Source organism: Blautia sp. KLE_1732_HM_1032 (genome assembly GCF_025147905.1).
Classification (GTDB): Bacteria; Bacillota; Clostridia; order Lachnospirales; family Lachnospiraceae; genus Blautia_A; species Blautia_A fusiformis.
Genome location: NZ_CP102266.1, coordinates 3,093,037 through 3,111,450 on the forward strand (window position 1 = coordinate 3,093,037; position 18,414 = coordinate 3,111,450).

Sequence of the window (18,414 nt, forward strand, 5' to 3'; positions counted from 1 at the left end):
AGTTACTTCCTCATATTCCCGGATCCAATCTCATCCTGCAGTCTCAAAAGTTCCGCCACCTCATAATAAGGAGTGCTCATATGCCGTGGTTTCCGTCCTTTTCTGGACTCATACAGATGAAAGGTACCACAGCGCAGGATGGTCACCACAAGGGGATCCATTCCCAGGATTTTCTTCAGATCCCGGTAATCCTGATCGATATATTTGAAATACGTGGTCAGAAGTTCTTTCAGAATATCCGTGCTCATAGCCTGATACATCAGCGCTTCTTTTTTTACTTCTATATAAAGATGCAGATATGGGCGTTTTTTCTCATTATATTCTTTCACTGCGATCCAATCCGTAACCGGCTGCCCGGACAGCTGGATCACACTTTTGATACCATTTTCCGAAATCCTGGTAAAGCCTGCGATATCAATGATCCACGGAACACGGTCTATGTACTCAAATCTTGGGATCTGTGTCCGATCCTCCTGGTTGGTAAGACCCACGCACCGATACATATCTCCCACACGGTACCTGGCAAAGGCTCCGCCCTTCAACACAGTGATCACAAGCTCATATTTCTCCCCGGGAACAACCTCATCCATAAGATAGGTCGGAGGAGTGAACGTGGGATCCTCATAATTATGAAGCATATCCTTTTCGGTGATAAATTCATAAAAGCAGGTATCCGGGAAAAAGTACATTCCGTTCCTGGTCCAGGTCTCGGTTCCTATAATGGAAGGTTCCGTTCCTGCAAAAAGCTCCATGGGCCGAACTCCCCACATTTCCTCCAGATCATCCTTATAGCACTGGTTGTCGGTTCCTGCCACCATAAATCCCTTCAGGTGAAAGAGATCTTTCGGAAGAAGCCCCCGTTTCTCCTTCTCACAAATCTTTTTGGCATTCAGGATCCTTTTCAGCATCTTTGGTTTATACTGCAGAAGTTCCGAAAAGGATGTTTTGCTCTTTCCTGATGATACGCTTCCAGTGAGGCTCTGGCTTACTGCATAGGCCACACTTCCAAGTCCGAAGAAAAATTCCACGTCCTGTTTCATGGCCATCTTGAATCCCTCTTTGTTCCGCTCACCAAAGCTCATATTTACCGCATCTTCCACTTCCGGAAGAAAACGGATGTCGATATCCTCTTTCAGCGCCAGCGGAAAAAGACCGGTAGCAAAAGGCAGCGGTGCCAGTCCGTAAAGGATCTTGTCCGTTTCCTCCACATCAAATTTGCCCTTTTCGTGGCTTGTAGCCAATATGAGGCAGGCAACTACATTGTTCCTGTAGGTATCCAGCATACTTCTCGTGTATGGTGCTACTTTTATCGGATGGCGCCCGCCTTCCCAGGTCGTCTGTATCCAGATGATCGGATTACCCGGAAGTGTTTCGCTTCTCTTCTTCAAAAGCATGTCGGCATAATCCTCATAAGTGGTAAGAGGTACCAGCCGACGGAACTCGTCGATCCCGGATGGCCTCCTGCCCTTCAGAATGCTTTTGCCCAGTTCACAGTCTGACCAGAGCTGGATCTGCTCTTCCATCAGACGATTCTGGATCTTCATGTAATCCTGCATTGTCAGATCAAGAAATCCGCAATATTCTTTCCAGATAGCATCATACTGCTGTTTTCGAAGCTTTTCGCCAAGACTCACCGCCTTTTCCCCCCTTTTCGCCATGTTTTTATGCAGGCAGCTGTACTGTTTCGGTCTGGGATCAGAAAGGGAGTTGTCTGCTGATACGCTCCGTAATTACTGAATGTTTCCGGAAACACGATCCTGTCCTGGTAAAAAATGTACAATATGTTCCACACAATAAGGACCCCAAAAGCCCCCATTGCCTTCCCGGATCCCAGAAATCCGGCCAGGCAAAAATAAAATCCGGCGAACCACAGAACGCCAGGATGTCGGCAGAGTGCATAAACACCCTCTGTATAGGCCAGCCTTTCATGATTTTCTTTGACATATGTCTCATCAAAGGGCAGCGCAAAAAACAATGTATAGATCAACAGTCCCAGAAACAGGATCGCTGCTGTCAGAAAAACAGCAGAAATAAAAAAAGAACTTCCCCGCCGCGGCCAGTAGCTCCGGATCACCAGACCTGTTGACACTGCGATCAGGAAACATCCTATGCTAAAAAACGGATGAAGAAAGCTTTTTTTCAATCGGATACTGTTATGATCATACAGGAAGCAGCATAAAAAGCCGATACTCCCTATAATAACCGCAGTCATGCGTATTTTCCCCCTTCATTTATGTAAAGCGGACCTTCTCATTCCGCTCTGCTGCATTCTCAGGAACGAGACCCATTCATGGTCAGTACCCTAAAGAATGCTCTATATTACTGGAAAACAACTACTTGTTCATTATATAGCACATAGCTGACTTTCGCAATCGTTTTTGACTAATATATGCTGAATATTGGCACAAATTTTATCAATTATGACAGTTTATTTGTTTTTTCTGCCGGAATCAGAGGTAACGGATCTCTACGTGCATTTCGCCCTTTCCATCTGTCTCCATTACTGCATAGCTTGGACGGCGTCCCCGTTGTCTGGGATAAGCCAGACTTCCGGGATTTACCAGAAGCACACCTGCTTCCTTTTCAACAACCGGTACGTGGATATGTCCGAAAAAAGCCGCATTGCATCCCCTTGAGCGGGCAGCTTCTGCCAGCTGATCAAAGGCCATGGATACACCGTAGTAATGACCGTGAGTTACCAGGATCTTATTTCCCTCGACCTCGATCACATCTTCTCTCGGAAGATCCGAGAAAAAATCATTATTTCCGGACACAATACTGCAGGGACATTCTGCAAGGGCTTCGATATAAAATTCTCTGCCTTCCACATCTCCGCAATGTACCAGCATGTCAAAAGGAGCCTCCCGATTTATCGCGATCTCCAGGTTTTCATCTCTTCCGTGAGTATCGCTTACGATCAGCACCTTCATACAAGCTCTTCCTTTATAAGGCAAAGAGCTTTTCCACGATGGCTGATCCTGTTCTTTTCTTCCATGGAAAGCTCTGCGGAAGTACAGCCATATTCCGGAAGATAAAAGATCGGGTCATAGCCAAAGCCATTCTCCCCTTTTTCCTCGTAGCCGATGCGGCCTTCCATGGCAGCACGGACTGTCTTTCTTCTGCCATCCGGGAAAGCTGCCGCAATAGCACATACAAAACGTGCAGTACGTTTCTCATCAGGTACACCTTCCAGACGCTGGATCAGGTTTGCGTTTTTAATATGATAAGAAGTATCCTCACCCATATAGCGTGCGGAATAGATTCCCGGCTCTTTGTTCAGATAGTCGATCTCCAGACCGGAATCATCTGCCAGAACGATCTCGCCAGTCATTTTACTGATTGCTTCTGCCTTGATCACGGCATTTTCTTCAAAGCTTTTTCCATTTTCATCAATATCCGCATGGATCCCGGCATCCTTCAGGGAAAGGATCTCCAGAGAAGGATCCGCAAGTATCCTTCGGATCTCCTTCATTTTATCCTCATTTCCGGTAGCAAAAATGATCTTTTTCATTCTTTAATACTTCCTTTCTTCGGCGGACGTGGTCCAAGAAACTGGTAATAATAGGTTTTCATCATTCCGTTATAGATCTTACGGTTTTTATCTGCCTTTCGGCCGATGTCATTCTCTGCCTTGTCATAGGCAGTGATCAGATACATGGACCAGCGATCCAGCCCCTTATAGCTTTCACCGATCTCACGGTACAGTGCAGGGAGATTGGATTTTTCTTCGATTCGCTCACCATATGGCGGATTTGTCACAATAAAACCAAAGGGTTTGGAATGGCGGAGTTCACTGACCGGGCGCTGCTGGAAATGGATCAGTCTGTCCACTCCTGCCATTTTTGCGTTGGCGCGTGCTGCCTTGATGGCAGCTGCATCGATATCAAAGCCCTGGATATCGGTTTCAATATCAAGATTTACACGTTCTCTGGCTTCTTCTCTTGCATCCTCCCAGCATTCCTTCGGGATCAGATGCTCCCAGCTCTCGGCCAGAAAATGACGGTTCAGCCCCGGCGCCATATCCGCTGCCATCATTGCCGCCTCAATAGGAAAGGTGCCGCTTCCGCAGAACGGATCGACAAGAATACGATCCTTTTTCCAGGGGGTGAGCATCAAAAGAGCGCTGGCAAGCGTCTCGGTGATAGGTGCCTTGACAGTCATCTGGCGATACCCTCTCTTATGGAGGGATACTCCTGAAGTGTCGATTCCGATCAGCGCTACGTCTTTCATAAAGGCCACACGGATAGGAAATTCCGGACCGTCTTCCGGAAACCAGGAAATCCCGTAGATGCCTTTGAGACGCTCTACAATGGCTTTTTTCATAATGGACTGGATATCAGATGGACTAAAAAGCTTACTTTTGATGGAATTTGCCTTGGCTACCCAGAATTTACCATTTTTCGGTATGTAATTCTCCCATGGGAGAGCCTTGGTCTTTTCAAAAAGCTCATCAAAAGTCTCGGCCTTTACTTCGCCTACTTTCAGAAGCACACGTTCTGTGGTACGAAGGAACAGATTGGCGTCTGCCACACCCTGGGCATCAGCCTCAAAGGTTACTCTTCCGTCTTCCACCCTGGTCACTTCATAGCCAAGATCCAGTATTTCACGCTTCAGCACCGCCTCTGTTCCAAAATGACAGGGCGCCGTTAATTCCCACAGATTCATAAAGTGATCTCCCGTACTGTATTTCCTTCAAAATCTTTAATGGTAAAAATTCCGTTCTCAAGGATCGCATAGGTCGGCGGGTTACCTTCCTTTGGAATGGATACGGAACCTGGGTTCAGAAGGATATAATTCCCCATATTTTCTGCCTTCAGCACATGTGTATGGCCGTGGATCAGAATGTCTCCGTCCATCATCGGCGGAAGATTATCCTTATTATAGATATGACCGTGTGTGGCGTACATCGTTTTTCCTTCGATGGCAAGGATACAGTAATCTGCCATAACCGGGAAGTCCAGGACCATCTGATCCACCTCTGCCTCACAGTTTCCGCGTACTGCATAGATCTGGTTTTTTCTCTCATTTAAAAGGCGGATGACTTCCTTTGGTGCGTATTCCTTCGGAAGGTCATTTCTTGGTCCGTGATAAAGCAGATCTCCCAGAAGCACCAGTCTCTCCGCCTTCTCCTTGTCATATGCTTCCAGCATTTTCCGGCAGTAATATGCCGAACCATGTACATCGGACGCAAACATATATTTCATAAGCTTTTCTCCTTGTAATTTGTATTGGTTTTTATCTCTGTTCTTTACATTATCATGATTTCCTTTAAAATACAAGATTTGTTACAGATATGCATTCGCAATCTATTTTGATATCATCCGCTTTTTTTATCCGCGCACAAGATTTCTCCCTCTGTAGGCTGCAAATCCACCGATCACGGACCTGGTACGACAGCCCTGTCTTGCCAGGCTCCGGGCAGCCTGCATGCTGGCGCCGCCGCGGTCGCAGTAAAATATCAGCAGCTTATCTTTGGGAAAAAGATATTTCTGATCCTGTTTTTTCTCAAGATATTCCTCCAGCTCTCTGTATGGAATATTTACCGCGTTCCGGACATGTCCCCTTCTGTAGGCGGCAGGATCCCGGAGATCTATGATAACAGCGTCGCTGCGCTCCACATAATAATCCAGCATTTTTGCAGAGATAGTTTCGATCTGAAACATGGAAAAAATCTCCTCTTTTTGGTATATTATATGGAAGCTTCCGGGTGAATGTTCCCTTATATGTATTTAAGCGGGAAAAGCCATCTCTGACTTTTCCCGCTTTTCTTATCCTTTAATATCTGTCCTTCTCAGAATCATATTCATCGGAAATTTTGTTTCCGTAGCTGCTTTTGGAACTGTTCCTGGAAGAATTTCCCGAACTGTTCTTAGAGCTGTTTTTTCCGCAGTTTCTGGAAGCACTTTCCCCGTGATTTTTTCCTGCATAATTAGACTCATTTCTGTCTGTTTCGTAATTTTTCGCCATTTGAATTACCTCCTGATGAAGTTGATTTTACGGCTTTCCGAAGCTTTCTGCCGCTTTTTATTACAGGAAATAGTATCCCAAAAAGTTTGGAGATTATTCGCCAAAATCATATTGCTTTTTTTTCCAGTTTATATTATAATCATTCTTGTAAAAAGAATTTACCCTTCAAAAATTTTTTTTACATAACCCCTTATTTAATTATTTATACTCCCCTCGAAACACCCGGTAGCTCCCCTACCGGGTGTTTCTCTATACAAAAACAAGCCGCCGGATGACGATCACAGTTGCTCCGGCAGCTTGTTTTTTTATCCGTTGATCGGATTTACATGCACCATACAGTGCTTTACATCTTTGAATTTATTCTCGATCGTATGATGTACATTTTCCGCAATATCATGTGCATCAAAAAGGGAAATATTTCCATCTGCTGCGATCTCGATATCCACATACATCTTGGATCCGAAAAGACGGGTTTTAAGAAGGTCTACTCTTCTGACGCCCGGTACCTTGAGGATCTCTCTCTTCATGGATTCCTCAGTTTTTGCATCACAGGAATGATCTACCATCTTGTCAATGGCATCCCTGAAAATGTCGATCGATGCCTTGGCGATCATAACACAGATCACGATACTGGCGATCGGGTCCAGGATCGGGTATCCCAGTCTTGCACCGAAGATGCCGACAAACGCTCCGATAGAGGAAAGTGCATCTGAACGATGGTGCCATGCATCTGCCATCAGGGCTCCTGAATTGATCTTCTTTGCTGCACCTCTTGTATACCAGAACATCCACTCTTTTACCACAATGGATACCACTGCTGCAATCAGTGCAAGTGTTCCCGGAATGGCAATGGTTCCACCGGATGTGCTTTTTACGATATCACGGGCACCGGTAATTCCGATCCCGAGACCAGTGACAAGCAGCATTCCTGCAAGGACAATGGAAGAAACACACTCCATTCTTTCATGTCCGTACTGGTGCTCTTTGTCTGATTTCTTTGTAGAAAGACGGACACCGATAATTACGATGAAGGTGCTTCCCACATCTGATGCAGAATGAATGGCATCCGAGATCATCGCTCCTGAATGTGCCACAATACCTGCGATCAGTTTAAATACAGATAATAAAAGATTTACCAGAATACTGATCCCGGATACCTTCATTGCTGTCTGCTGTTCCCATGAAGCTGTTTTTTCTGTATCATGTATAATTGTTTTGTTTTCTGTGTGTTCCATAAACAGAATCTCCTTTTAAATATATGATCAGGTTCTTCTTATGGCACAACATTTTCCGTGAAAAAACCGGCGGTTCCTTCACTACTCGCTGCAGTGCGATTTTCCGCCGGTGTTCTTTCTTTTCTGTATAGGGATATCCCAGCTTCTACCTTCTGTTCCATCCATATTTTGCAGTAAAAAAGACATACCTGCGAAACATACACTGTCCCGCAGATATGTCTGAAAGCAAAGTCACATTCTGCTTCACCTCATATTCCGTGAATGCAGGTTCTTTGCAATTACGTTTAAATCCATATCCGCTGCCGCTTCCTGCGGCCCGGCCCCATGCCTTCGATAAATATTTTCGATTCCGAAAAGCATCGCCTGCTCAGTTTGTACTGTTGATCTCGCATCCTGTTCGAATGTAATGCAGTGCAAAGAGAATTTTTACAGTCTTACGGGTCTCCCGCTTAACTTCTCAGAAAGGATACACCATGTGCCCTCTGTTAGTCAAGCCAAAGTTTTTTATTTTACAGGTAGATATCTTCAACTTTCTGTTTATTCCATGTCCGGAAACATGCTTCGCACTGCACAGTTCTATATCAAATAATAGATCCTCAGTTGTTTGTCAAAAAACCGGGAGCGGATAAATCCGCTCCCGGTTAAGTCTACGATCTGTATTCAGTTGGAATGACTGATTATGCCTGCGGGCCGGCTGCAACGAGTGCTTTACCAGCTGCATTTCCTTCATATTTAGCAAAGTTCTTAACGAATCTTGCAGCAAGATCTTTAGCCTTTGTCTCCCACTCTGCAGCATCTGCATATGTGTCACGTGGGTCAAGGATTGCAGGATCTACGCCCGGAAGCTCTGTCGGAACCTCGAAGTTGAAGAATGGGATCTTCTTTGTCGGAGCTTTAAGGATAGATCCGTCAAGGATAGCATCGATGATACCACGAGTATCTTTGATGGAGATACGTTTTCCAGTTCCATTCCATCCTGTGTTAACGAGGTATGCTTTCGCACCGCTCTTCTCCATTCTCTTAACGAGCTCCTCAGCATATTTTGTCGGATGAAGCTCAAGGAATGCCTGTCCGAAGCATGCGGAGAATGTAGGAGTAGGCTCTGTGATTCCACGCTCTGTACCAGCAAGTTTAGCTGTGAATCCGGAAAGGAAGTAGTACTGTGTCTGCTCCGGTGTCAGGATAGATACTGGAGGAAGTACGCCGAATGCATCTGCGGACAGGAAGATAACCTCTTTCGCTGCCGGTGCAGAAGATACAGGGCGAACAATGTTCTCGATGTGGTCGATCGGATAAGAAACACGTGTGTTCTCTGTTACGCTCTTGTCAGCGAAGTCGATCTTGCCCTCAGCATCAAGTGTTACGTTCTCAAGAAGAGCGTTTCTCTTGATCGCATTGTAGATATCCGGCTCAGACTCTTTGTCAAGGTTGATAACCTTAGCGTAGCATCCACCCTCGAAGTTGAATACTCCGTTGTCATCCCAGCCATGCTCGTCATCACCGATCAGAAGACGCTTAGGATCTGTGGAAAGTGTTGTCTTACCTGTTCCGGAAAGACCGAAGAAGATTGCTGTGTTCTCTCCGTTAAGGTCTGTGTTTGCAGAGCAGTGCATGGAAGCGATGCCCTTAAGCGGCAGATAGTAGTTCATCATGGAGAACATACCTTTCTTCATCTCTCCGCCGTACCATGTATTAACGATAACCTGCTCACGGCTTGTAATGTTGAACATTACAGCTGTCTCAGAGTTAAGTCCTAATTCTTTGTAGTTCTCAACTTTAGCCTTGGATGCGTTGTAAACAACGAAATCCGGCTCAAAGTTCTCAAGCTCCTCAGCTGTCGGCTGAATGAACATGTTTGTTACGAAGTGTGCCTGCCATGCAACCTCAACGATGAAACGGATAGCCATACGTGTGTCTTTGTTAGCTCCGCAGAATGCATCTACTACGAAAAGTTTCTTGTTGGAAAGCTCCTTCTTGGCAAGATCTTTAACTGCATTCCATGCTTCCTGAGTTGCCGGATGGTTATCGTTCTTGTACTCATCGGATGTCCACCAAACTGTGTCCTTGGAGTTCTCATCCATAACGATATATTTGTCTTTAGGGGAACGTCCTGTGTAGATACCTGTCATTACATTGACAGCACCAAGCTCACTGACCTGACCCTTCTCAAATCCTTCAAGCTCCGGTTTGGTCTCTTCCTCAAATAATGTCTCGTAGGAAGGATTGTACACGATCTCAGTTGTTCCGGTAATACCATACTTTGTTAAATCGATTTTTGCCATCTTAACATTTACCTCTCTTCTTTAATAGTAATTATGATAGCCACCTACTGCTGCAGGTTTTTGTCATCCTGCCATAGGAATTGGTCATTCCAACATCCCTATCCACAATTATACATAAATTGTACGTAAAAGCAACCAAAAAAATTCATTTTCCGCAAAAAAATGATAAATCTTTAACAGTGACGTTTTGGTACTGTCAGATTTTACTCCATCTATACTTGACTTTTTCAGAATAATGGCTACAATATATCTGATTATAGTTATTATATATATTTATTTTTAAATTTTATATCTAATTTTCGATTATCCGCATAAACACTATACTTTCAAGTATTTTGAAGTATAGAAAAAACTCATTTTACCACGAATTTACCACGATTGAATGAGCCTTGATATGACCTATAAAATAACACCCAAAAGACATCATTACACCTAAATGGTGTCTTTTTAAAAAGCAGTCAATCCTAAGACTAACTGCTTTGTGTGTATGGATATGAAATTGTCAAACTGGGATTTGTCTTACAACAATTTATATATGCATAAAAAGCAATATATTTATGAAAACACCCTAAATCCAAAATCTACTCAATTCATTTTTCCTTACATAAAATGTTCTCGTATATTTCACTTCCTCACCAAGTGTTTCCCCTATCAAAACTTCAAAATCATTGATATCAAATTCTGGAAAGAATGTATCTCCATCTTCAATATTTAAATCTACTTCTGTGATATACATTTTATCTACTATTTGCAAAGCTTCCTTAAATAGTCCATATCCACCAGATATGTATACATCTCGTCCTTTAGCCAATAATAATGCATCTTCTAATGATTTAACTGAAACTAAATTATCTCCTTGATACTCTGTTGTGGTGGAAACAACAATATTCATTCTATTAGGCAACGGATGACCGATTTCTTCATAAGACTTTCGCCCCATAATAACCACATTACCCGTTGTTAACTCTCTAAATTGCTTTTGTTCTCCCTTTATTTTCCATGGTATATTACCATTCTTGCCTATAACATTATTCTTTGACCTCGCAACAATCAAACCTATCATCTATTTCATCCTCCATAATATGATGTCGTACCTGTGATTCCATCAAGTGCACCACATCTTAACAAACTCAAAATTATCTCGAACTAACCAGCTCGACAAATTCTAGTTTGTCCGTTTCTTCATATCCACATTATATCATTTTCATATCTGCACCACAATAAAATTTTATGCACCGATAATCTTAGTGAACAGCTCTAACAAACACCATTTCATCACTCCAATCTGAAATTTAGGTATGAAAAAAGCAGTCAATCCTAAGACTAACTGCTTTGTGTATAGAGATATGAAATTGTGAAATAGAATTTGCCTATTTCAAATCAAAAAGAGAATTTTCATAGTCCTTTACATAGTATCGTATATTTTTACGCCCCTTTTGAATAATGGTATGTCCCTCTGCTTCTAATTTTTCTTTCTGTGCTTCAATACCATTTGGATATTTAGCATTTAATTCTCCGTTTGCTTTTAATGTTCTCCAATAGGGTGTTTCATCTTCGGAACGCTGATAACTCGCCCACGCTACAATAGAAACAAATATACCCGCTGTAATCGGCTCTGTAAAATCTGCACCACTCAATTTTGCAAAGTGTTCTCGTATTTTTCCAACCGTAATCACTTTACCATACGGAACTTTTTTCATTACTTTGTCATAGTCAATCGGGGGAGCAAAATACATTTTGTTTCCACCATATTTCTCAATACTTTTCTGGTCTATGATAATTTGAAATTTTGGCATATCCTTACTATCATGCAACATAGCATTAAAATCTTTTTTATCTTCATTTGCCATTTGTGCCACCTCCTACTTTAAGGATAGTCTGTTTCTTATTTCCATGCAATGAGGCTGTTTGAAAATTATTAACACTTTCAAATTTGTCGCTTTCTTCATATCCATATTATAACAGTTCCATATATCCGCCACAATAAAAATCAGCATACCCTTAGCATTTATGGAACAAAAATGCACACTTTTTCTTTCTTCCTCTTGATTACCCCACAACAGAAAAGAAAAAGCCCTGTCAAGAGCCTTGCCACCATTGGTGGTGCTTTGCACTCTTTACTGGGCTTTTTGTTTGCTGTATCTTCCATGCAAGAGGAAATTAAAGACCTCTGTTCCATTTCGCCTTTAGATAATCTTCATAGTCTGCTTCATTGAAGTCTACTTGTGGAGAAGTGTCGGGAATGTTGTTTCTGTTGTCTATATCCGCAAGCTGACGAAATATCCAATCATCATAAGGGTCATGGTATTTATACTCTTTGGGCTGTTCTCTGTATCGGTCTAACCCTCGCATTTCCTTATGCACTTTTATCATGCGTTCCAGTTTTTGACGCTGTATCAACTGCTTGATTTCCATAAGTTCTTCCAACTCCGTAACCTCATTGGTAATGTAGTTATGGATATACTGTATGAGTTTATATGCCTTGTAAAATGTGCATTCTTTTTCATCATCGAAAAATTCATTTTCAGACAGGTAATCTAAGGAAACATTGAAGTCTTGTTCCCGTTTGATAATATCCATGATATAGGGCTCGGTGTGGTCAATATACTTCCATTCTCCCGACAATAATTCATTGGGCGTTACACCCAGCACGTCCATTATCTTCTCTAACGTATCAAAGGTAGGATAATTCACGCCACGTTCAATCTTGGAAAGGCTCTGCATATTGATACCGATTTTGTCCGCAAGTTCCTGTTGTTTCATTCCTCTGTGTTTTCTTATGGTCTGTATGTTTTCTCCTAAGAAACTGATTTTCTTTTCATAATGCTCCATAACTTAGTATAACCGCTCCTTTCGTTGCTTTTCTTGGTATTTATAAGCATATCATACTTAATCTATATCTAAAAGTCAACAAAAACTTCTTGACAAGTAATTCTAATGGAGTTATTATCGTATTAGACAGAGTGATTAAGCACGCTAGGGTCAATCACACGCTTGAGTAAGCATATAAAATATATATTTTCACTTTGATAGCATGAATAAGCATGGACTATCAGACCGAAAATAAGGTTTCTGACTGGGGCTGTTCCGTTTAGCCACGAGCCTTACAAGGCTCGTGAGCGTTAAGAACGGGGCAGACACAGGAAGAAAGGGAACGCCTTTAGGCGTTCGTAAAGGGCGTATATGTAACACCGCCCTGCGCATACATGTCATAGTACCTAGAAACTGTGATAAATAAAGGACAAAACACGATTTTTACCCCGCAAAAAAACGGGAAGTACGAAAGGAGTAATGCACTATAACTACACACAAAAATTTATCCGTTAAGATTGATTACATCAGTATTGTATTTGATACTGCAACCGCAGAAGATGTCATCATGCACATTTTAGGTTTACCGACTGACCTTTTCAATGTCTATCCGGCAAGCGTTAAATACAAAACCTATCAAGCACGCTGGCAGATTGGAGATATTTATGTATCGGGGGACGCAAGAAAGACAGAGGACAACCCACAGGGGCTAGGCTGTTATCTTGTTATGACTGGCAGAGGTTGTGATGATATTTTCCGTATTCTCGACAGTAGGAATTATACTTTTGGGGATATGTTCCGACGCTGTGAGCGAAGATACGGACTGGATAATTTCCATTTCACAAGACTGGATATTGCCATTGATGATAAGAACGAAAAGCCATTCTTTACCATAGAGCAGATAAAGAAGAAATGCAAAAAAGAGGAATTTATCTCGAATAGTGAGGGCTACCACTTTGACGAAAGCAAGTTTGATGATTTCGACACCGCAAAGACCGTTTATATCGGTGCTGGTAAATCAGGATTGTCCTACCGCTTTTATGATAAAGATAAGGAAGTCTGTTCAAAACATAATAAGACACTTGATGAAGTCGGCAGTTGGAAACGGACAGAAATGCAACTACGTGATGATAAGGCTCATGCTTTTGCCATGACATTCAAAGACAGACCGCTGGAACTTGGGGAACTGGCTTTCGGACTGCTGGCAAGCAACCTACGCTTTGTCGTGCCAAACAGAAATGAAAGTAATAAGAGCAGATGGAAAACGTGTCGGTTTTGGGAACGCTTTTTAGGGGCTGTGAAAGTCTTAAAACTGCAAGTACCGAAACTACATAATTCTCTTGAAGAAACACAGCAATGGCTCACAGAGGGTGGCGTGATTTCCGCTGTCAAAAGTTTTTACTTTTTAGAAGAACATGACGCATTAGGTGGATTGGAAAAAGTGGGAACTATGCTTGATAAAGCAAGATACAGCAATTCCCTTTCCAGTAAACTAACCGCCCACTTACAGAGGATAGACCGCACCGACCTTATCCCCTATATCCAGTATGACACGAAACATGGGAAAGGGGGTATCTGATGAATAACAACGATATTCCTGTATGGAAAAAATACACCCTTACCATTGAAGAAGCGTCAAAGTATTTCCGTATCGGAGAAAACAAGTTAAGACGATTGGCAGAGGAAAACAAGGACGCTGGCTGGCTCATTATGAATGGCAACCGCATACAGATTAAACGCCGACAGTTTGAACAGGTCATTGACAAATTGGACGCAATCTAATGCAAATGAGCCTTGTATGTGTTATGATGAACACAAGTCATATCAAGGCTCTTTCCAACAAGGAAAGGAGCAGACACCATGAAAGAAAAGACGGGATAGTAAAGGACGTATCCTGCATACTGGAGAGAGCCAACGAACAGACGGGAAATACTTATATAAATATGTAGACGCATTTGGAAACACAAAATATGTGTATGCTTGGAGATTGACACCCACAGACCCAACACCAAAGGGAAAACGGGAAAAACCCTCACTTCGAGAACTGGAACAGCAGATAAGACGGGATATTGAGGACGGTATCGACAGCACAGGCAAGAAAATGACGCTTTGCCAACTCTATGCCAAACAGAACGCACAGAGGGCAAACGTGAAGAAAAGCACAATGAAACAACGGGAACAACTCATGCGGTTATTGAAAGAGGATAAGTTAGGTGCTAGGAGCATTGATACAATCAAGCCCTCTGACGCTAAGGAATGGGCGTTACGCATGAAAGACAAAGGCTTTTCCTACAATACCATTAACAACCATAAACGCTCGTTAAAAGCGTCATTCTATATCGCCATACAAGACGATTGCGTAAGGAAGAACCCTTTTGATTTCAAGTTAAATGAAGTCCTAGAAAATGATACCAAAGAGAAAGTCGCATTGACAGAGGAACAGGAACAAGCCTTATTGTCATTTATTAAGACGGACAATGTGTATCACAAGCATTATGATGATGTGCTGATACTGTTAAAAACAGGACTTCGTATCTCGGAACTGTGCGGACTGACAGTAGCCGATATTGATTTCAAGAATGAAGTTGTGATTATCGACCACCAGTTATTAAAGAGCAAGGAACAGGGCTATTATATTGAAACGCCTAAAACAAAGAGCGGAATAAGGCAAGTGCCATTAAGCAGAGAAACAATACAGGCATTTCAACGGGTTATGAAGAAACACCCAAAAGCAGAACCATTTGTGATAGACGGACGGAGCAATTTTCTGTTTGTCAATCATAAAGGGAAGCCCAAAGTTGCGATTGATTATAACGCCTTATTTGTTCGTATGATAAAGAAATACAACAAGCACCACAAGGATAATCCCTTGCCACATATCACACCGCATACGCTACGCCATACATTCTGCACAAGGCTGGCTAGCAAGAACATGAACCCAAAAGATTTACAGTATATCATGGGACATTCAAACATCAGTATCACAATGAACTGGTACGCTCATGCGTCCATAGATACCGCAAAATCAGAGGTTCAGCGTCTAATCGCATAAGAAGTAGTTACCACGATTTTAACCACGCTTGATAGCGAAAATATAAGAAGATAGACCTAGATATGTGAGGTTTACCACAAAAGCAAAATGCCCGTAGAGCCTATAAAATAAGGCTTTGCGGACATTTAAGAAGATATAAAAAGATAGTCAAAAAGACATATATAATTTATAATAATAACTATACTATTTTAATATATAGAAAGAAGTGATTTCTGTGTCAGATATTCCGGTTAAACGTAATCATATGAAAATCCCCTGGCACAACTACGTAAGCGCCAGGAACAGCCAGCCCATCACCGAGGCTTCTCTTTCCGAAAAAGCTTCCCTGATCGGCCGTACAGGCATGATGCTTCTCTCCTGTGGGACCGGTGCCTGGCGGGTACGGAGTTCCATGAATACATTGTCAGAAGCACTTGGTATCACCTGCTCCGCAGATATCGGACTAATGTCTATAAGCTACACCTGCTTTGACGGTGAGAGCAGTTTTTCCCATGCACTTAGTCTGACTACTACCGGCGTAAATACTTCCAGACTGAACAGGCTGGAACATTTTGTCAGTGATTTTCCTGTGGAGGGTATCCATATGAGCGGTGAAGCACTGCACAGTCAGTTAGATGAGATCGAGCGGATCCACGGGCTTTATTCCCCTGCCGCCCTGGGACTGGCTTCTGCACTGGCCTGTGGTGCATTTACTTTTCTTCTGGGCGGTGGCCCGCTGGAAATGATCCTGGCTTTTGCAGGCGCAGGCATCGGAAATGCCATCCGCTGCAAGCTTGGCAAGCATCATTTTACTCTGTTTATGTGCATTGCAGTTTCTGTTTCCTCAGCCTGTCTTGTATATGCAGGCTTCCTGAAGCTGGCAGAGCTTCTGTTCCACATTTCCGTCCAGCATGAGGCCGGATACATCTGTTCCATGCTGTTTATCATTCCGGGCTTTCCGTTTATCACAAGCGGGATCGACCTTGCCAAGCTGGATATGCGTTCCGGTCTGGAACGACTGGCCTACGCCATTATTGTTGTAATGGTGGCTGCTGTCTCTGCCTGGCTGATGGCACTGCTTCTTCATCTGAAGCCTGTGGATTTCCTGCCTCTGGAGCTTTCGGCAGCTCAAAGGATCCTGTTCCGGCTTCTGGCAAGCTTCTGCGGGGTATTCGGCTTTTCGTTCATGTTCAACAGCCCTGTCCGTCTAGCCGCAGCTGCCGCCTTCATCGGCGCACTGTCCAACACTTTACGTCTAGAGCTTGTTGATCTTGCCGGTTTCCCACCTGCTGCCGCGGCTTTTTTCGGAGCACTGACAGCCGGACTTCTGGCCTCCCTCATCAAAACCAAAGTGGGATATCCCAGGATTTCCATTACCGTGCCATCCATTGTGATCATGGTTCCCGGACTTTATCTCTACCGGGCAATCTACAATCTGGGAATCATGTCCCTAAATGTTTCCGCCTCCTGGTTTGCAGCTGCGATCCTGATCATCGTTGCTCTTCCCCTGGGCCTTATTTTCGCCAGGATCCTTACGGACAAAATGTTCCGCTACTGCACCTGATGGGCATACAAAAAGGACTGCTTTCTGTAGCTTCCGGTCATCAGCTATCCTTCTGACAACCGGAGCAATACAAAAGCAGTCCTTTTTTGTACATTCTATTTCATTACGATCTCATCCGCGATCCCGATCATTTTTTCCAGGCGGTCCGCAAATTTATGGATGGGTAGAAAAACGCCCAGTCCGTCATAACGTTTTCCACCATCCTCCACAGAATCCTGCCCATAATACACAAAAGCTCTTGGAAGCTTCTTCTGAATTGCCATCATGATATCCCATACAGCCGCATAGGCCTGTGCCTCCGTTTCTTTTTCCCTTACGCTGTCCGGAAGCTCATACACCAGCAGCACACCGATATGTTCGCCCATTTTGTACTCTTCTACTTCCATGGTAGCTTCATCATAGGCATGTCGCTTCCGGTAGCCATACGCCAGATACATCTTTACACCAGGTTTCTCCCTGTATATCCTGCGAAATCGGTCGTAATCCCTGTCACTTACATGGATTCCCTTTTCCCGCAGAAAATTTCCTTTTTCATCTGTGAGAAATACCGGATTCTCCTGTCCATCTGCATTGAACCTGAACGGTGCCAGAAAAGAATTTCGCAGAAGATCAAACATACTGTTCTGGCAGATCGCCATAAGGAGAGCTGTCAGATCACGGTTTTTATATGCGTCCAGCAATGCATAGGCGAATTTTTCCGGAGGAAGATATCCGCATTCTATGTCTGTATCCGCATCCATGGATTCATAGAAGGTCTCCGTCAGCCGTCTGCACGCCTCCGGATCCTTCAGGATCTTTTCAAATAAAAGCTCCGCCTTTTCCTCTCTTGGGAATAATGTGCTGTTTTCCACAATTCCTCACCCTTTCTAATCTCTATGTTTACTGGAAAACATCAGAATAAAGCTGATCAGAAGCAAAACATCCGATACCCAGATTGCCGGGATCCCCAGCCTCATGGACAGATTTCCTCCGCCACCGGCTCCAATGGCAAAAAAGAAAATTATTCCGAAATAATAAAGAGCCTGCTTCAACTGTTCCGGACGTTTTTCACGACAATACACGGACAACGCCGCCGTGCCGCTTCGTAAATTTCCGATGCACATAGTGCTTGCATAGGAATAACCGCCCACCTTCCGGAAGGTCTGTACCTGCATGGCGCAGGAAAAGGATACCAGTACGGTTGCCAGCATATCCAATTCTCCCGGCATAAATCCCACCGCAAAAAGGATCAAGATCTCGATCAGCAGGATCATCTGCCTCCAGTGAAGTTTTTTTGCATATTTAAAGGTACTCTGGATCCGCTCCGCCGCTACAACACCAATGGCAAAGGCTAAAACAGGGAACAGGTACCTTAAACCGTCTCCCCACTGTCCTGTCATAAAATTTTGGCTCATCAGAACCACGTTGCCTGTCTGGGCGTTGGAAAACACCTCATCTCTTGTAAAGTATGTGTAGGCATCCTGAAATCCGCCGGACATTGCCAGAAATACACTTGTGATAAAAGCTTCTGACATCTGCCGGTCC

Annotated in this window: 19 protein-coding genes and 1 riboswitch; of the genes, 4 read left to right on the forward strand and 15 right to left on the reverse strand. The window is 43.4% G+C overall.

The window, feature by feature from the left end; genetic code table 11:
- Positions 1-2: 2 nt before the first annotated feature.
- The 13 genes from NQ489_RS14760 to NQ489_RS14820 all read right to left on the reverse strand — a co-directional run bounded on the left by NQ489_RS14760 (position 3) and on the right by NQ489_RS14820 (position 12,247).
- Positions 3-1,634, reverse strand: a complete 1,632-nt coding sequence (locus NQ489_RS14760; protein WP_044960575.1) for a GH3 family domain-containing protein — start codon at positions 1,632-1,634, stop codon at positions 3-5.
- Positions 1,631-2,212, reverse strand: a complete 582-nt coding sequence (locus NQ489_RS14765; RefSeq protein WP_021650293.1) for a hypothetical protein — start codon at positions 2,210-2,212, stop codon at positions 1,631-1,633. Before NQ489_RS14765 ends, NQ489_RS14760 begins: the two co-directional genes overlap by 4 nt.
- Before the next feature lie 238 nt (positions 2,213-2,450).
- Entirely contained in the window at positions 2,451-2,930 is a 480-nt protein-coding gene (locus NQ489_RS14770) for a metallophosphoesterase family protein (protein ID WP_021650292.1), read from the reverse strand.
- Positions 2,927-3,511 (reverse strand): XTP/dITP diphosphatase, encoded by a 585-nt coding sequence (locus tag NQ489_RS14775; protein ID WP_021650291.1) that lies wholly within the window; start codon positions 3,509-3,511, stop codon positions 2,927-2,929. The genes NQ489_RS14770 and NQ489_RS14775 overlap by 4 nt, the downstream gene beginning before the upstream one ends.
- Complete coding sequence (locus NQ489_RS14780) at positions 3,508-4,665, reverse strand: THUMP domain-containing class I SAM-dependent RNA methyltransferase (protein ID WP_021650290.1); 1,158 nt, start codon at positions 4,663-4,665, stop codon at positions 3,508-3,510. Before NQ489_RS14780 ends, NQ489_RS14775 begins: the two co-directional genes overlap by 4 nt.
- Positions 4,662-5,204: a phosphodiesterase gene (yfcE, locus tag NQ489_RS14785; RefSeq protein ID WP_022426532.1), complete on the reverse strand. Its 543-nt coding sequence runs from the start codon at positions 5,202-5,204 to the stop codon at positions 4,662-4,664. The genes NQ489_RS14780 and yfcE overlap by 4 nt, the downstream gene beginning before the upstream one ends.
- Positions 5,205-5,330: 126 nt before the next feature.
- Positions 5,331-5,663: a rhodanese-like domain-containing protein gene (locus NQ489_RS14790; protein WP_021650288.1), complete on the reverse strand. Its 333-nt coding sequence runs from the start codon at positions 5,661-5,663 to the stop codon at positions 5,331-5,333.
- A gap of 112 nt (positions 5,664-5,775) precedes the next feature.
- Entirely contained in the window at positions 5,776-5,967 is a 192-nt protein-coding gene (locus NQ489_RS14795) for a hypothetical protein (protein WP_021650287.1), read from the reverse strand.
- Positions 5,968-6,272: 305 nt separating this feature from the next.
- Positions 6,273-7,202: a cation diffusion facilitator family transporter gene (locus tag NQ489_RS14800; RefSeq protein ID WP_021650285.1), complete on the reverse strand. Its 930-nt coding sequence runs from the start codon at positions 7,200-7,202 to the stop codon at positions 6,273-6,275.
- A 200-nt stretch (positions 7,203-7,402) separates the two neighbouring features.
- Positions 7,403-7,583, reverse strand: a riboswitch (NiCo riboswitch).
- 296 nt (positions 7,584-7,879) lie between these two features.
- The gene (gene pckA / locus NQ489_RS14805) at positions 7,880-9,484 is read right to left on the reverse strand and encodes a phosphoenolpyruvate carboxykinase (ATP) (RefSeq protein WP_021650283.1); all 1,605 of its coding nucleotides are present in this window, start codon (positions 9,482-9,484) and stop codon (positions 7,880-7,882) included.
- A gap of 568 nt (positions 9,485-10,052) precedes the next feature.
- A complete protein-coding gene (gene dfrF / locus NQ489_RS14810) occupies positions 10,053-10,547 on the reverse strand; it encodes a trimethoprim-resistant dihydrofolate reductase DfrF (protein ID WP_002322211.1) in 495 nt (164 codons plus the stop codon).
- A gap of 307 nt (positions 10,548-10,854) precedes the next feature.
- Positions 10,855-11,334 (reverse strand): MGMT family protein, encoded by a 480-nt coding sequence (locus NQ489_RS14815; protein ID WP_002322212.1) that lies wholly within the window; start codon positions 11,332-11,334, stop codon positions 10,855-10,857.
- A 310-nt stretch (positions 11,335-11,644) separates the two neighbouring features.
- Positions 11,645-12,247, reverse strand: a complete 603-nt coding sequence (locus NQ489_RS14820) for a helix-turn-helix domain-containing protein (protein ID WP_131082433.1) — start codon at positions 12,245-12,247, stop codon at positions 11,645-11,647.
- Positions 12,248-12,863: 616 nt separating this feature from the next.
- Here NQ489_RS14820 and NQ489_RS14825 point away from each other — a divergent pair.
- The 4 genes from NQ489_RS14825 to NQ489_RS14840 all read left to right on the forward strand — a co-directional run bounded on the left by NQ489_RS14825 (position 12,864) and on the right by NQ489_RS14840 (position 16,890).
- A complete protein-coding gene (locus NQ489_RS14825) occupies positions 12,864-13,874 on the forward strand; it encodes a replication initiation factor domain-containing protein (RefSeq protein WP_021652272.1) in 1,011 nt (336 codons plus the stop codon).
- Complete coding sequence (locus NQ489_RS14830; protein WP_002322216.1) at positions 13,874-14,077, forward strand: excisionase; 204 nt, start codon at positions 13,874-13,876, stop codon at positions 14,075-14,077. Before NQ489_RS14825 ends, NQ489_RS14830 begins: the two co-directional genes overlap by 1 nt.
- A gap of 109 nt (positions 14,078-14,186) precedes the next feature.
- Complete coding sequence (locus NQ489_RS14835; RefSeq protein WP_259853121.1) at positions 14,187-15,347, forward strand: site-specific integrase; 1,161 nt, start codon at positions 14,187-14,189, stop codon at positions 15,345-15,347.
- A 244-nt stretch (positions 15,348-15,591) separates the two neighbouring features.
- Complete coding sequence (locus tag NQ489_RS14840) at positions 15,592-16,890, forward strand: threonine/serine ThrE exporter family protein (protein WP_021650448.1); 1,299 nt, start codon at positions 15,592-15,594, stop codon at positions 16,888-16,890.
- Positions 16,891-16,985: 95 nt separating this feature from the next.
- Here NQ489_RS14840 and NQ489_RS14845 read toward each other — a convergent pair whose 3' ends face one another.
- A complete protein-coding gene (locus NQ489_RS14845; protein WP_021650449.1) occupies positions 16,986-17,741 on the reverse strand; it encodes a DUF4866 domain-containing protein in 756 nt (251 codons plus the stop codon).
- Positions 17,742-17,756: 15 nt separating this feature from the next.
- Positions 17,757-18,404 carry a YoaK family protein gene (locus NQ489_RS14850; protein WP_044960754.1) on the reverse strand — a complete coding sequence of 216 codons (648 nt, stop codon included), beginning with the start codon at positions 18,402-18,404 and terminating at the stop codon, positions 17,757-17,759.
- Between the last annotated feature and the right edge of the window lie 10 nt (positions 18,405-18,414).

Bases quoted from the DNA above. Each gene is read 5' to 3' on its own strand.
- NQ489_RS14765 (WP_021650293.1), bottom strand. From the start codon at position 2,212: ATGACTGCGGTTATTATAGGGAGTATCGGCTTTTTATGCTGCTTCCTG.
- NQ489_RS14770 (WP_021650292.1), bottom strand. From the start codon at position 2,930: ATGAAGGTGCTGATCGTAAGCGATACTCACGGAAGAGATGAAAACCTG.
- NQ489_RS14775 (WP_021650291.1), bottom strand. From the start codon at position 3,511: ATGAAAAAGATCATTTTTGCTACCGGAAATGAGGATAAAATGAAGGAG.
- NQ489_RS14780 (WP_021650290.1), bottom strand. From the start codon at position 4,665: ATGAATCTGTGGGAATTAACGGCGCCCTGTCATTTTGGAACAGAGGCG.
- yfcE (WP_022426532.1), bottom strand. From the start codon at position 5,204: ATGAAATATATGTTTGCGTCCGATGTACATGGTTCGGCATATTACTGC.
- NQ489_RS14790 (WP_021650288.1), bottom strand. From the start codon at position 5,663: ATGTTTCAGATCGAAACTATCTCTGCAAAAATGCTGGATTATTATGTG.
- NQ489_RS14795 (WP_021650287.1), bottom strand. From the start codon at position 5,967: ATGGCGAAAAATTACGAAACAGACAGAAATGAGTCTAATTATGCAGGA.
- NQ489_RS14800 (WP_021650285.1), bottom strand. From the start codon at position 7,202: ATGGAACACACAGAAAACAAAACAATTATACATGATACAGAAAAAACA.
- pckA (WP_021650283.1), bottom strand. From the start codon at position 9,484: ATGGCAAAAATCGATTTAACAAAGTATGGTATTACCGGAACAACTGAG.
- dfrF (WP_002322211.1), bottom strand. From the start codon at position 10,547: ATGATAGGTTTGATTGTTGCGAGGTCAAAGAATAATGTTATAGGCAAG.
- NQ489_RS14815 (WP_002322212.1), bottom strand. From the start codon at position 11,334: ATGGCAAATGAAGATAAAAAAGATTTTAATGCTATGTTGCATGATAGT.
- NQ489_RS14820 (WP_131082433.1), bottom strand. From the start codon at position 12,247: ATGAAACAACAGGAACTTGCGGACAAAATCGGTATCAATATGCAGAGC.
- NQ489_RS14825 (WP_021652272.1), top strand. From the start codon at position 12,864: ATGCACATTTTAGGTTTACCGACTGACCTTTTCAATGTCTATCCGGCA.
- NQ489_RS14830 (WP_002322216.1), top strand. From the start codon at position 13,874: ATGAATAACAACGATATTCCTGTATGGAAAAAATACACCCTTACCATT.
- NQ489_RS14840 (WP_021650448.1), top strand. From the start codon at position 15,592: ATGAAAATCCCCTGGCACAACTACGTAAGCGCCAGGAACAGCCAGCCC.
- NQ489_RS14850 (WP_044960754.1), bottom strand. From the start codon at position 18,404: ATGTCAGAAGCTTTTATCACAAGTGTATTTCTGGCAATGTCCGGCGGA.